Raw genomic sequence first — 15,019 nt, 5'->3', positions numbered from 1 at the left:
GTTCAAGCCCATACTCCGCTACGCTCCATATAGGCTTGAATGTGCGGGCGGCTACGCCACCAGTTCTTGCCCGTCACCGCCGAGAGCGGAGAACGGGCAAGAACTGGCTGCTATAGCAAATTTCCACTCCGCAAAGATATTTCATATCTTGCTCCGTGAAAACATGCCATAGCCGCCCGCACATTATGTTCAAGCTGAATAAAACACTGAAATAAATATGATAAAACTTTTAGGTTTACTGACAACAGTAATAATTTTAGTGAGTCGTCAAACAGAAAAAAAGGGCTATAAAAACATTGTAACAACAGACATAAATAACTTTTGGGAAGCCTATGACAAAATCACATCGACTCAAGATTCAACTTTGCAATACCAATATCTCGACAGCCTGTACTTTAAAAAAGGGACAGAAGGATTAAAAGCTATCCGACAAGTAAGAAATTATACGCTACAAGATTACTTACGCACTATTAACAACTATCCCGAATTTTGGACTTCAATAAGAGAAAACACTTTAAAAGCCAACCAATTTAGTTCTGAATTACAAGATGGAATCGAAAAATTTAGTAAAATTTATCCTGACCTAAAACCTGCAAAAATCTATTTTACAATTGGAGCATTTAGAACAAATGGAACCACATTAGACAGTTTAGTACTAATAGGCAGCGAATTGGCAATGGCAGATAAACATACAATATCAACTGAATTTCCTAAAGAAGAGCGAGAAGATAGACGAACATTTTTTGATAGTAGTCCCATTGATAATTTGGTTCTATTGAACATTCATGAATATGTCCATACACAACAGAAACCAATGGTTCACAACTTACTTTCTTTGTCAATCTATGAAGGTGTTGCAGAATTTGTTTCTGTAAAAGCAATGGATGTTCCTTCTGCTGCACCTTCTATTGAATTTGGGAAGAAAAATGCAGATAGTGTTAGAGATAAATTTGAACAAGAAATGTTCTATACCAACAATAGATTCAAATGGTTATGGAGCAGTGGTACATCTAATGAATTTGGAGTGCGAGATTTAATATATTACATAGGGTATCAAATGGCAGAAAACTTTTATGAACAAGCAGAAAATAAGAAAGAAGCCATTAAAAAGCTTATCGAATTAGATTTTAACAACGAAACCGAAATAGAGGAATTCGTACATTCAACAAGTTTTTTTTCAGCATCGCTTGATGAACTTTATCAAAATTTTAAGAATAAAAGACCTACTGTAATAGGAATAAAGCAATTTGAAAACAAAAATAAAAATGTGAATCCAAAAATGAACCAAATCACTGTAGAATTTTCAGAGCCATTAAATGGTACTAGTACAGGAATAGAATTTGGGCCTTTAAGCAAGGACTATTTCCCTAAAAATAGCGCAGTTGGTAGATATTGGTCAGAAGACAATAAATCTTATACAATTCCTGTAGATTTAGAACCTAATAAACAGTATCAAATTTTATTACACAACAATTTTAGAACAACAGATTGGATTCCATTAAAACCGTATTTGATTGAATTTAAAACAGAAAATAAATAAAAGCTAGCACGTAACGTATATAAAAAATAGCGATTTTATCGCTTAATCGAAAGAAAATAAATAAAATAAGGTCATTGTAAAACTGAAAAATAAGTGAGTAAAATCCGCTACTTTTCATATGTGTACCGAGAGTAATGAACGGCTGAAAATCGTTACGCAACTGTTTATAAGATGGTGGAACCGACCCACCGGTGTTGTCTTACAGGAGAGCGCATCAAACCCCCATAAAGCTTGCCCCGCACTTGATGCGGGGGTGCTTTGGTAAAGAGCCAAGGTATTGAGCGTTATGTAAAAGATCGCGTCAAGAACGCGTTCAGGTATAGATAAAAGAGACGAATGAGAATGAACCTCTGATGAAGTGCCGGAGAAGTGCCACACTCTATCAAAAGCGGACTCAAATATATGATCCGTGATCAGTTTAGCGCAAACCTGTTTACAGGCTAAGCGACAGGCGTCATTTAGGAGACATGACTTTTATCTGGGCTTATGAATGGAACTCGGGGAACTTGTATACCCGTGCAAAGGGAAATGTACAATAAGTACAACTTAGGGGCAGAATACCGATAGGGTATACAGGGGCGGACCCGTCCGTAGTAGTTATGAGGGTTTTGTAATGAATCCGAAGCGAAGGGATGGGCTTATACAGACTTGAGAGAGGATGACTTTATGGAATGAGATAAAATCATTAATAGATTTGTATAAAAAGAGCCGTATGATTGGAGACTATCACAGTTTGTCCCAATGCAGATTGGGATACGGATCTGTGAGAGGTTAGGGGGGTGAGCATCTCCTTGTCTACTTAACAAAAACCCGTTCAAGCCCATACTCTGTTGCGCTCTGTATGGGCTTGAATGTTTGGGCGGCTACGCCACCAGATCTTACTTGTCACTGCCAGGAGCGGAGAACGGGCAACAACTGGTTGCTACTTGTCCAGCCGTTGGCAGGATAACGCATTTTTACTCCACTAAGATATTTCATATCTTGCTCTGTGAAAACATGCCATAGTCGCTCGCACATTATAGTTTATTGGATATATTAAAGTAAAGAAATGACAGAAATTGAAATTTTTAGTAAGCAAACTAAGGATACTTATCTATGGATTCATAAACTGGTAGATTCGATTCCTGAAGAAAAATGGAATGAAACTCCTGAAATCTTAGAGTCGAATGTCTCTTGGCAAGTTGGACATTTAGTAATTAGCATTTATTATCATTCGATTCTTGTTATTAAAGGACATCAAGAAGATATTCTAAAGCAAATTCCAATAAAAAAGTATTCTGAATTATATACGTTTTATTCTTCACCTAAAGATTCTGCTGGAAAACTGACCACGACGGAATTAAAAAATCATCTTGAGATTATTGAAAAAAAGTCCCTAGAAATAATCAATTCTTTAACTCCGGAAGAACTTAAAAATGAATTGATACCCGGAAAAGTGGAACATCCTGTTGCTAAGACAAAATTTGAAGCCATTGATTGGAATATAAAACATACAATGTGGCATTGCGGACAGATAGCCAGTTTAAAGAGAACAATAGGTAATCCATACAAATTTGAACTTAAAAAAGCCAAAAATATAATTTAAAACGCATCACAACAGTTTATATAGTTCATTTGCTCCCTTCGGGAATCAAACGCACCATACAAGAGGCGTTCAAGCCCATACTCCGCTACTCTCCGTATGGGCTTGAATGTGTAGGCGTCTACGCCACCAGTCCTTGCCCGTCACCGCCGAGAGCGGAGAACGGGCGAGAACCGGCTGCTACTTGTCCAGCCGTAGGCAGGATAGCAAATTTCCACTCCGCTAAGATATTTCATATCTTGCTCCGTGAAAACATGCCATAGCCGCCCGCGCATTGGCACAAATTTCAAAAATGAATTCTGAACAAGTTTTAACTTCAATAAATATCCTCCTAACATCAGCGACATTTCTTGTCGGGTACTTAACATATCGATTTTACAAAAAGAAAGATTATGAAGACAAAATTTTCAATATGAAATTTGAGACATACTCAAAACTGAACGAGCTATGTTTTAACGCATTCAACAAATTGAATCCAAATAATTCACCTCTCGTTGAAATCTATGATTATAAGGACAAAGATAAATGGACCAAATATTATGAAAAAGAAGTTATGAAAATGGATGAAATTGCCTTGGAAATAGAAAGAGTCATTATGAAATCATCATTTTATCTTCCTAGCGAGACTTTGAATGCAGCCTTAGAATTTTCACAGTATTGCATTAAATATATTACTCAATATGCACACTTTGATACTGAATTAAATCTTAGATTCAACACATAAATGCAACAGCTTAGCTGTTGATAAAAAGCCCCCACCATAGTTTTAGCCCTAGGGCTAAAACTATGGTGGGGGCGGCTAAAAATCTCATACCTTTGGGTTGGAAAACTTAAAGAATATGGAACATTTAACGCTGGAGGAAAGGTACAAAATATCAGCGCTTTTAGAACTTAAAACCCCTAAAAAGGAAATAGCAGAACAGTTGGGTCGGGATCGCTCTACTATATATAGGGAAGTAGGACGCAATGCTGATCACCGAAGTGGGAAGTACAATGCTGAGCTAGCCCAAAGAAAAGCCCAAAAACGCCATAAGGATAAAACAAAGCATAAGGTTTTTACCCCTTCCATGGAGAAGCTTGTTTGCGATGGGCTTCAAGACCACCTTAGCCCGGAACAGATCAAAGGAAGGGCTATGTTAGAAGGGACCCCTTGTGTATCGCATGAGCGTATCTACCAGTTTATATGGCAAGATAAGAAAGCAGGCGGGAAAGCATACCTTTGTTTGCGTAACCAGGGAAGGAAGTACCAGAAAAGGGGCGGTAAGCAAGCAGGTAGGGGGTGCATCCCTAATAGAAGGGACATAACAGAACGCCCCCGGGTAGTAGACAAAAAAGAAAGGATAGGTGACCTTGAGATTGACCTGGTGATAGGTAAAGACCATAGAGGTGCCCTTGTCACTATAAACGATAGGGCTACAGGGATGCTAAGGATGGGGCATATAGAAAACAAATCAGCCCGGGAAGTCCAGGTGAAAACGGAAGAACTACTGGAAGATTGGAAGCCCTTCATTAAAACTATTACCAGTGACAACGGGAAGGAGTTTGCAAACCATCAGGAAATAGCAGAGGAGCTTGACATTGATTTCTACTTTGCAAAACCCTACCATAGCTGGCAACGGGGTGCCAATGAAAACCTCAACGGGCTGATAAGGTAATATTTCCCAAAAGGTAGTAGCTTTGCAGAGATAACTAAGGAAGCGGTAGAGAAAGTAGAAAACATTTTAAACAATAGGCCCAGGAAAAGGTTCGGGTATAAAACACCCAATGAGGTATACGCAACTTTTATCAACAAAACCCAAACTGTCGCATTTATAACTTGAATGTAAGAATTGTAATTCACACGATAAAATATTCCAACTATATTTAACACTTCTTAAAGAAATTCGTTCTAATTTAAAAATTGACAACTTGAATTCAAGTATGATGCAAAGAATTGAAAGTAGAGTGTGAAAAAGCTGTGCAAATGGAACTGAAAATCGTTGCGCAGATGGACTTTACTTAAACGTAATCGTTACGTGAAAAGAAAAACTTATGCCAACAATGGTAACCGTTGCACAAGCCCCTAAAAAGTCAAAGGACAATCAATAATCTTGAGTTTAAGCCCTGATTTTCTAGAGGGATATATTCATAACTACCTCAATACAACTAGCGCTAAATTGCTTATTTTACGCCTTAAAAGGTATTTTAATCGAAAAATTATGGGCTAAACAGACTCCCACTTTACTTATTGGGTTTTTCTTGGTGAATTTCAGGTATTTCTTCAAGTTATAAGCAATAGCCGCCAAGTGCATAATCTTGTTTGCTTGCTGGATTCCAATAGTATTAATTTTTCGTAGTCCCATAAATTGGGTAAGAGTCCCAAATACCGGCTCCACAGTACTCTGCCGTTTGGCTTTCATATAGCGCCCCTGTTTACTGTTTACTCTAGCTATGTTACGCTCATATTCCGCCCGGTAATAAGTAACCGTTATTCGTTTCTCCTGACTGCTCTTTAGGCATTCTTTACGCAGTGGACAACCGGTACATATCTTTTTACTGGCTCTGTATTCCTTCTTTCTTGTTTTGGTTCTATAATCTAAAAACTCTTTGGTAAATGGGATTACGTTTCCTTTGGGACACAGATAATGATCTTCTGTTTCTATATACTGAAAACCATCCGGACCACCCTTATAGGTGCCGTGAGGCGGTATAAAACTTTTTATACCTTGACTTTCCAAAAATGCATAGTTCTCTCCACTACTATAACCAGTATCAGCTACACAATTTTCCCAAAACATACCTTGCTTCCATAACCGCCTTTGTAAGCGCTTTACAATATCAGGTAGTTGCTGGTTATCCTTGCCGTCTGCATGGTAAGCTTTTATATCGGTAATGACGTGGTTGTTTGTATCTACACTGAGTTGGCTTAAATAGTTCAGTTTTCTGGCCTTACCTGGCTTAACACTGATCCTTGCATCCGGATCTGTGGGACTGTAATGAGTTTTATTACTCGTATAACGACTTCCTTTGTTTCCAGCTCCCGGGCGCTGATCCTGATCTTTTGACCATCTTTTGTTCCTGGAAGTGATTCCTTGCAGTTCTTTCTCATTAGCAGTAATGATTCTTTGGTCTTTACTGGATTTATCCTGCTTGGCTTTTCTGAAGGTTTGTTTATCTCTTTTACTGATATGGCGTACTTCTGCCAGGTGGGCATCCAGATCTTGGCTTGGGACTTTAAGCTCTAAACTATCCATGGATGCATTGGCTTTTACAGGGGCGCTGTCAATAGCCTGGGTGTGACCACTGACCATACCTTTTTCCACACACAACTCAAGTACTTTTGTAAAGACCTCTTCAAATATGGACTCCGGAAATAACTGACGTGTTCTCGAGATAGTCGAATGCCAAGGAAGTTCTTCATCAATATCATACCCTAAGAAATAAAGAATATCCAGTCGCATACTACAGTGTTCAATAAGCTTGCGGTCACTTATGATATTCTCCAGATAACCTACCAAACAGAGTTTGAAGAAAACCACTGGATCAATACTTTTTTGACCGCTAGAACCATAAAACTTTGAAGTAAGATTGTATAAATAGTCCAGGTCCAAAGCCTCTTTGAGCCTGCGGTAAAAATTACCTTTGCCAACACGATCACTAAGCTGGAAACTACTGAACAACTTCTCCTGATATATTTTCTTGCCTTGCATACTTCAAGATAAGAAATCAAAGAACTAAACATATTAACCCAATGTTAGCTTTTTACTATCTTGTGCAACAAGCACAATGGCTATAGCAAATAGGGCGTTAAGTCTTGTAGACATTGGCTTGGGCGTGTTTATTGAGTCCGCCAAATCTTTTGGATTTGGTAATTAAAAAAGAAAAGATAATTACAAAACGAAAAGCTCTGGCTAGCAGACCAGACGGAAACGAAAAGTTTCCTTGCCTGCCCTACTTGCCATAGCCGAACCATTCAAGCCCATACTCTGCTACGCTCCGTATGGGCTTGAATGTGCAGGCGGCTACGCCACCAGTTCTTGCCCGTCACCGCCGAGAGCGGAGAACAGGTAAGAACTGGCGGCTACAACATATTTCCACTCCGCTAAGATATTTCATATCTTGCTCCGTGAAAACATGCTATAGCCGCCCGTGCATTCTAAGCAATTAAATGAAACCGACATATATATCAGAAATAGAAGAACTAAATCTTGAGGGTTGGACTCTCAAAGAAGAAACTTCAACATTCCAAGTTTATCAAAAAGATGGAATTGATAAAAAATTGCAGATTTTTGATAACTATACTTTAGAAGAGAACTATAAAGGTGAAAAACTAAATGGCAGTTTGGTTGGCAGAATGAAAAAGCCTTTTTTTCAATATCCGAACTATAGAAGTAAAATCTACCTAATAGAAAGCTATAAAGAAGGTTTAATGGAAGGTGTTTCAGAAAACTTTTATGATGATGGTTCTAAAACTCGACAAGAATGGAAGAATGATCAACTCAATGGTAAATGGGAAGAATGGTTTGGCACTGGGCAGAAAGAAAAAGAAAAGAATTACGTCAATGGAAATTTAAATGGAGAACAATGTGAATGGTACGAGAATGGACAGTTGAAATTTAAAGAAAACTTTATAAATGGGCTTCAAGTTGGAGAAAGTGAAGAATACTTAGAAAATGGAAAGCTAAAGAGAAAGAAGTTTTACAATAATGGAAAAATTGAAGGACTTGTCTACGAATTATGGGACTTTAAGGGTAAAGTAGTTGATGGCGGAATTTATAGCGAAACAGAATACGTAGGAGATATTCCAAATGGCAAAGAAACGGTTTTCTATCCAACCGGAAATAAAATGAGAGAAGGAATTATTGTAAATGGGAAAGAAAACGGGGAACGAGTATGGTACAACAGCAATGGAACTAAATCTATAAGAGAGTATTATAATAATGGAGAACTTGAGGGTAAAAGATTTCTTTATGATGAGAATGGGAATTTAGAAAATATCCAAGAATACTTAAACGGAGAAAGAATATCTTAAATACTTGCTTAGAACAATATATATATAAAATAGGCGAAGTATTAATAAATCCAAAGCTCTTGACTCTTATCAAACTTTGCGTTTAACCGAAAGTTTGGTTCTTTATAATTGCCTACTTTTTATGTACTAACCGTTCAATCCCATACTCCGCTATGCCCGTATGAGATTGAGTGTATGAGCGGCTACGCCACCAGTTCTTGCCCGTCACCGCCGAGAGCGGAAAACGGGCATAAACTGGTGGCTACTTGTTTAGGCGTTGATAGGATAACGCGTTTTTTCTCCGCTAAGATTTTCATATCTTGCTCCATGAAAATATGCCATAGTCGCCTGTACATTGGCATTCATTTTAACAAAACCCAGAAACTTATGAAACACATTTTAATTCTAGTCATACTAACAATATTTTCGTCTTGTAAAAACACAGAGAAAAAAAAAGAAAATATAGTAGAAAGAGTACCTACTTCAGAGGAAAGAGCAAAATATGCTGAATTGAAAACCGAAGCTTGGAATCTTTACGAAAACCAAGACTATTTAGCATCTGCAAAGAAATATTCGGAAGCATTTACTATTCTTAGAAATAAAGAAAATACAAATGACAGATATAACGCTGCTTGTTCTTGGGCTTTAACCAATCAAATTGACTCATCATTCGCGCAATTATTCAGAATAGCGGAAAAAGGTAATTATAGTAATTATGGACATATTACAACAGATGGAGATTTGAACGCTCTACATTCTGACAAAAGATGGAATGAGGTTTTGAATTTAGTTAAGAGTAATAAAGAAAAAGCTGAAGAAAATTTAGACAAACCTTTAGTTGCAATACTTGATACAGTATATCAAGAAGACCAAGGTTTAAGAAGACAAATAAGCGAAGTTGAGGAAAAATATGGTAGAGATTCAGACGAAATGAGGATGCATTGGAAAACCATAAGGGAAAAAGACTCTATCAATCTTATAAAAATACAGAAGATACTTGACGAAAGAGGTTGGCTTGGTCAAGACATAATTGGAAGACAAGGAAATATGACATTATTTTTAGTCATTCAACATTCGCCAATTGAAATACAGCAAAAGTACTTACCAATGATTAGAGATGCAGTTAAGAAAAATAATGCACGATCAAGTAGTTTAGCATTATTAGAGGACAGAGTAGCTTTAAGAACTGGTAAAAGACAAATTTACGGTAGCCAAATTGGAAGAAACCAAGAAACAGGAGAGTTTTATGTTTCACCAATCGAAAATCCGGAAAAAGTTGATGAAAGAAGATATGAAGTCGGACTTGGTTCTTTACAAGAATATATATCAAATTGGAATATAACTTGGGATGTTGAAAAGCATAAAGAAATGACTGCTAAATTAGAAGCTGAAAAAAAATAACGAAATGCAGACAATGGCTATAAGTAATTGCTTGTTTTTGCCTACTTCTGTAAATCCTCTCGGATTTTCAGTTCGGTATGTATTTGCTAAGTTAAGTACTAAACCACGCAACTACTCATAGTCACGTCCGTTCAAGCCCATGCTCCGTATGGGATTGAGTGTGTGAGCGGCTACGCCACCAATTCTTGCCGGTCACCGCCGAGAGTGGAGAACTGGCAAGAACTGACTGCTACTTGTCCAGCCGTGGGCGGGATAACGCACTTTTTCTCCGTTAGGATATTTCATATCTTGCTCTGCAAAAATATACCATAGCCGCCCGCGCATTGGCATTCATTCAAAAAACAATGTACCAAGAGATAAAACCATCGGAAAGACTTAACGCTATCATCGATTCTTTTTGGATTTTCTCACAGAATAAGGCGAGCGAGAATTTTAAAGTATTGCCTGATACCTGTGCAGATTTGATTTTTGACCTTAATCAAAATAAAGCCTTTCTTTCAGGTATTATGACCAATTACCAACTTCGGGAATTAACGATCGAATCGGATTTAATTGGAGTTCGTTTTAAAACCGAAAAGTTTGGCTCTCTATTTGAAATCCCGCTCTACGAAACCAAAAACCTAAGAACTGAACTATCTCAAATATTTCCTTTCTATGAAGAAAATTTATTGACCGAATTAAACAATATCAAGCAAACATTGCATAAAGTTGATTTTCTTGAGAACTTTGTAATAACATTATTTCAAAAAAACTATAATAGACAGGATAACTTGGTTTTGTCGGTAGTACAAAAAATAAGGTCATTAAAAGGGAATATAAAAATTAGCGATATAGCAAAATCAAACAACATTAGCTTAAGACAATTAGAAAGGCGTTTTAAAAGTTATATTGGTTTAACAATAAAGGAATTTTCAAATGTGGTACGTTTTAGAAACACTAAAGAACTAATAAATTCTTTCACTGAAACGAGCCTTTTAGAAATTGCTTTTGATTCAGGTTTTTTTGACCATTCCCATATGAATTATGAATTCAATCGAATTTCAGGAGAAAATCCAAGCTACTTTAGATAATGTCGTTTTTTTACTAAGTGAAATTATACTAGTAGCGTAATTTTGTGCCTAAATACCAATTTAAAATTTTGTCTTTTATCAATCAGCTTAGTTGTGTATCTGTCTTGAGTAAATGAGGTCAATAGTCTACATAATAGTACGGTTCATAAATAAGAATCTAAAACAAAAGAAATAGATATTCAGTACGCATACACAATTTTATATGTAAAAGACGTTCCAAAAACAATGGAATTCTACAAAAACGCATTTGGATTTGTACAAAAATTTCTCACACCTGAAAAGGACTACGGCGAGATAAATTCAGGAACGACAACAATTGCATTTGCCAATACTGAGCTTGGTAACTCGAACTTTAAAAAAGGTTTTAGTGAAAGCACCTTGAATGACAAGCCCTTTGGTATTGAATTAGCATTTACGACATCAACAGTTGAAAAATTAATGCAAAATGCAGTTAAAAATGGTGCTGTACTTTTAGAAAAAACGGTAACGAAACCTTGGGGTCAAGAAGTTGGTTATTTAAGAGATTTGAACGGATTTATTATAGAAATTTGTACACCAATTCAAACTTCAGAATAAAACCTACTGCCGGTATTGTATATAACTGATAGCTGATTATTTTATTAATTAAAGTTTGGGCATTTTTATAAAGTCCGCTAAATTTTTAAAATTAGCATCTATAGAAGAAAAGATAGAAACAAAATATTTATATTTAGTTAAACAATAATCCGAAGCAAAAATGCTTATTATTTGTCATATGTTTGTTACACTGACGTTGAGGGCAATTGAGCAACCTTTTTGAAATTTTGTATCTACGTATAAAATAACTCAATGAAAAATATACTAATCTTTTTAAATGTAATACTGCTATTTTTAATTTTCGGATGTAAAGGAGATGATGACCAAAATCAAGTTGATACTAAAGAATATACTATTAGAACTGATTCTCAAATTAAAATACCGTCTCAAAATTCAGATTCTTTTATTGCTACAATTGAATCAGGAAATAAACTTGTTTTTGAATACACTTTTGATTCACCTTCTGATCCTCAAATAGCTGATTCAGGTTTTAGTGAAGAGATTATTTTTGAAATTGAATCGGATATGGAGGAATTTAGCTTAAATAACGAAAGCCTGGAAGATATCAATGCTTTTTACAGAGCTACCTGTTTTTGCTCTAATATCCAAAGCGTAAGAATAACAGAAGGAACAATATCTGGGAAAAAATTAAACGCTACATCGTGGGAGATACAAATTGATGTAAAAATAAACCTCGACATAACTAACATTGACTCGACTTTAATTGAAAGAAATATTAGTAACATCTTTATGCAAAACTAAACTACCAATAATTTTAGTAAGTCTTATACAACTCCTTAGGTTAAAAAAACGAATTTATGCAATTGAAAAATGATTTCAACTACGCAAGAAACACCTATTTATTGGATCTAATCAGAGAAGTCCAAGCTATTTCAATGAGTAAAAAACTACCGACCAAAATGCAATACTGTATTTTGGTCGGTAGTTTAAAATATAATTACTTTTTAACCAGTTTTAAAGTTTTATTTCCCTGTGCTTGGTTAATAAGCCTAAGGAAGTATACCCCTTGTGGTAAACTGTCAATATTAAGGATATGATCTTTACCAAGTTCCTGATCTAGATATTGAGCACCTTTAAGGTCATATACCTTTATCGTATGTTGCTCATCCTTTGCTAATCCTTGGATAAATACCTGTCCTGTCGCAGGATTCGGGAATAAAAAGATATTTTCCAAGGATTCATTAGTTAGACCTTCAATGGAAGAACTTAGCGTATTTCCTTCGGTAGACCTTCCTGGTACTTTACTGAATTCCCAGGTAAGTAAATTCACTACGTTCACTTCCCCGTTATGACGGAAATCGATTACGATGTCATTATCCTCTTTTAGTAGATTTGTTGGAATTGGGATTTCCAAAGTTCCGAACCATCTACTTCTATTCTGATCCCCACCCCTCCAGTCAATAGGGGCTTCTATCTCGGTTCCGTTAAATACTAATTTGGTGATACTTAAAAAGCTATCCGGATCGTTATCATCATCGTTAAATAGGTTTGCTGTTACTTTTAGCATGGCTTCCGCCTGTGCCGGGTTGGAAGGTACGGTTACCCCGTTTACAGAAAAACTATTGTCCCCCGGTTTAATCTCTACCCGCTCGTTGTTGCTAACCGCCTCACCGTAGAACTTTTTCTCGATAGAATTCTGGTTGATGCTGATGTCACTAGCATAGGTATATTTGATAATCATAGTCCCATCTGCCGCTAACTCTACAGAACCTGGGGCAGTAGTACTTGTAGTATTGTCTAGTTTTACGTCCCTTATCCCGGATAAGTATAAGTGTTTGGTATTTACACTTTGCAGGTTAGGGGTGTTACCAAAGAAATTAAGGTTAAGGTCCCTGGCTATGGGTTCTAAGTTGTTTAAAATCAGGTAAACATCATTCCCGTCAATATAAGCATCTACTTGGATATCAGGATCGGTAGACTTTGTATCTACCCGGGTACCTTTTACTTCTGACCAAAGTTCAAACCATTTAATATAGTCACTCCATTCCCATTCACCATCGCCGTCATCATCCCGTAGCATTTTGTATTGGTACCTATATTCCGGGGTACCATCACCATCCGTATCCGTATCCCCCCATTGTGCTTTAGTAGGAGTAAAGGGCATTGATAGTTCGATGTAGTCCGGTCTTTCTAAGAACTGCATTAGCATGGCACTAAAGGGCTTCATGATTTCCCAGTCATACCGGGTATCATGCGGTTTGAAATCCCAGGAACCATTTACCCCTCCGTATTCTGAAATTACGACGGGCTTTCTATTCTCTGCTCCGTTTTTAGAAACATCATACCATTCCAACATTTCCAGGGTAGCTTCTACGTGTCCACCCCTTCTGGTCACCCCTCCGTTATTATCATAACTAGGCCAGTCATATAAGTGTACTGCATAAAAGTCCATGTTCTTACCGGCAGTATCCATAAAACCTTTCCAGATAACATCCCACTGAAACCATGGTTGTGCTCTATCTACAAAGAAAGAAGGTTTGTCCACCTGGCTGATTGCATAGTTGATTGCTGCCTGGTCACCGGGTGTATTACCATAGAAATTCTTAGGGTAGTCTACATTTTTAAACCTGGAAAAACCGTCTCCAGCAAATAGGTCATGAAGTCCCCAGGTCATACCCCCAATCTTAGGTGCCCTGCTACCCAACTTCTCTTTAACCCCTTTGGCAACCAGGTTATGGTATTCAAAGATATCTTCCCAACTGGACATCATAAACTGCCCTGTGTTCAGTACAAAGTCAGGTTCGTTGATTACCTCCCAATATTTTGGTAGGGGCATTTCATTACTGGCATTATCAACAAAGAATTCGTCCATATACTGAACTACCCATTCCGCAGAAGTTTCAATATCTTGTGGAAGCCAAATAGTTCCGTTGGCACGTCCCCAAGTGGAACCACTAGGGTGGCGATAGGACAAAGTAGGATAGGTAGGGTGGGGGTTGGTACCCATGATCATACTCTGTATTTTATCTTTAAATTGCACGCGGTCCTCATCAACCAATAGGTCTTCAAAAAAACCTCTCCAAAATCCAAGCATATCTGTAAGACTATCCCTGTCGTGTTTGTTAAGTCTGTCCGGATCTGCTGGGGTAAACCCAAACAAGAAAGATGCGTTACCATTATCCCTACCAAAATAAGCGTCCAGGTCATCGATAAGGTATTTCGCTTTATCTAGTTCCCCAGCCCAATCGCCTTCATATAGATTGGAATGTATGGTAATGTGTCGTTCCCTCCCAAAGTCCGAGACTCCGTTTACCGAATGTTTGATATCGACGTTTACATCGACCTCAACATTTTGGGCAATACCTGCTATCGGAAATAGCATCAGAAGCCCGATAAAATAAAATAGATTGTGTTTTTTCATAGTTAAAAATTAAAATATTGATTAATAGAGATTATGTAGATTGTATAAATTATATTCCCTAAGTTTTTAGATCTAAATATGCGGTATCACGTATATTTACAACACATGGATTTTAGAAAATATGAGAAAGGTTCAGCTGCAAATAATTATATCCATATGGATATCTTAATATTTACTAAACTGCCAATTTAGATATTTTAATAGGTGGTAAAATGCTTTAGAAAATTTTTTAATAAAATTTTTCTTACTGGGTTTGTGTTAACTGTAGTCATAGTTATGAGTGGTTAATTAATTTTTAAAGGAATTTAAAACCTTGCTATTATTTCCGTTCTTTTTAAATTTTTTTTATTTAAAATAAATTCTACCTGGCAACTAAAAATAGGTTAGTTATTTCCGAAGTAAAAAATGCCTTTTAAACAAATATTAAATAAATACTATAAAGTATATAGGACTTGGTCAGTTATACCAAATTCCCCTA

The 15,019-nt window shown here is 36.8% G+C and carries 11 protein-coding genes and 1 pseudogene; 9 read left to right on the top strand and 3 right to left on the bottom strand.

Going from position 1 to position 15,019, the window contains the following annotated elements:
- Positions 1-217 precede the first annotated feature (217 nt).
- The 4 genes and pseudogenes from NBT05_RS15745 (at position 218) to NBT05_RS15730 (ending at position 4,942) form a co-directional block, all read left to right on the top strand.
- Entirely contained in the window at positions 218-1,540 is a 1,323-nt protein-coding gene (locus tag NBT05_RS15745) for a hypothetical protein (protein WP_265770848.1), read from the top strand.
- 1,048 nt (positions 1,541-2,588) lie between these two features.
- On the top strand, positions 2,589-3,125 hold the full coding sequence (locus tag NBT05_RS15740) for a DinB family protein (protein ID WP_265770847.1): 537 nt from the start codon (positions 2,589-2,591) through the stop codon (positions 3,123-3,125).
- A 271-nt stretch (positions 3,126-3,396) separates the two neighbouring features.
- The gene (locus tag NBT05_RS15735; RefSeq protein ID WP_265770846.1) at positions 3,397-3,846 is read left to right on the top strand and encodes a hypothetical protein; all 450 of its coding nucleotides are present in this window, start codon (positions 3,397-3,399) and stop codon (positions 3,844-3,846) included.
- A gap of 115 nt (positions 3,847-3,961) precedes the next feature.
- A pseudogene (locus tag NBT05_RS15730) lies at positions 3,962-4,942 on the top strand (IS30 family transposase).
- 345 nt (positions 4,943-5,287) lie between these two features.
- On the opposite strand, the gene NBT05_RS15725 reads toward NBT05_RS15730, so the two are convergent.
- Positions 5,288-6,811, bottom strand: a complete 1,524-nt coding sequence (locus NBT05_RS15725; protein ID WP_265770845.1) for an IS1182 family transposase — start codon at positions 6,809-6,811, stop codon at positions 5,288-5,290.
- A gap of 458 nt (positions 6,812-7,269) precedes the next feature.
- Between NBT05_RS15725 and NBT05_RS15720 the strand changes: the two genes are divergently transcribed.
- Positions 7,270-8,133 (top strand): toxin-antitoxin system YwqK family antitoxin, encoded by an 864-nt coding sequence (locus NBT05_RS15720; RefSeq protein ID WP_265770844.1) that lies wholly within the window; start codon positions 7,270-7,272, stop codon positions 8,131-8,133.
- A gap of 249 nt (positions 8,134-8,382) precedes the next feature.
- Here NBT05_RS15720 and NBT05_RS15715 read toward each other — a convergent pair whose 3' ends face one another.
- The gene (locus tag NBT05_RS15715) at positions 8,383-8,508 is read right to left on the bottom strand and encodes a hypothetical protein (RefSeq protein ID WP_265770842.1); all 126 of its coding nucleotides are present in this window, start codon (positions 8,506-8,508) and stop codon (positions 8,383-8,385) included.
- Between NBT05_RS15715 and NBT05_RS15710 the strand changes: the two genes are divergently transcribed.
- The 4 genes from NBT05_RS15710 (at position 8,500) to NBT05_RS15695 (ending at position 11,921) form a co-directional block, all read left to right on the top strand.
- A complete protein-coding gene (locus NBT05_RS15710) occupies positions 8,500-9,513 on the top strand; it encodes a DUF6624 domain-containing protein (RefSeq protein ID WP_265770841.1) in 1,014 nt (337 codons plus the stop codon). The genes NBT05_RS15715 and NBT05_RS15710 overlap by 9 nt on opposite strands.
- A gap of 344 nt (positions 9,514-9,857) precedes the next feature.
- Complete coding sequence (locus NBT05_RS15705; protein WP_265770840.1) at positions 9,858-10,583, top strand: AraC family transcriptional regulator; 726 nt, start codon at positions 9,858-9,860, stop codon at positions 10,581-10,583.
- A gap of 225 nt (positions 10,584-10,808) precedes the next feature.
- Entirely contained in the window at positions 10,809-11,159 is a 351-nt protein-coding gene (locus NBT05_RS15700) for a VOC family protein (protein WP_265770838.1), read from the top strand.
- A 252-nt stretch (positions 11,160-11,411) separates the two neighbouring features.
- Entirely contained in the window at positions 11,412-11,921 is a 510-nt protein-coding gene (locus NBT05_RS15695) for a hypothetical protein (protein WP_265770837.1), read from the top strand.
- 196 nt (positions 11,922-12,117) lie between these two features.
- Here the strand turns inward: NBT05_RS15695 and NBT05_RS15690 are convergent, their stop codons facing one another.
- Positions 12,118-14,541 carry a T9SS type A sorting domain-containing protein gene (locus tag NBT05_RS15690; protein WP_265770836.1) on the bottom strand — a complete coding sequence of 808 codons (2,424 nt, stop codon included), beginning with the start codon at positions 14,539-14,541 and terminating at the stop codon, positions 12,118-12,120.
- Between the last annotated feature and the right edge of the window lie 478 nt (positions 14,542-15,019).

This window comes from Aquimarina sp. ERC-38 (genome assembly GCF_026222555.1).
Lineage (GTDB): Bacteria > Bacteroidota > Bacteroidia > Flavobacteriales > Flavobacteriaceae > Aquimarina.
Note: the sequence above shows the minus strand (reverse complement) of the source record. Positions and strands in the feature narration are given on the sequence as shown.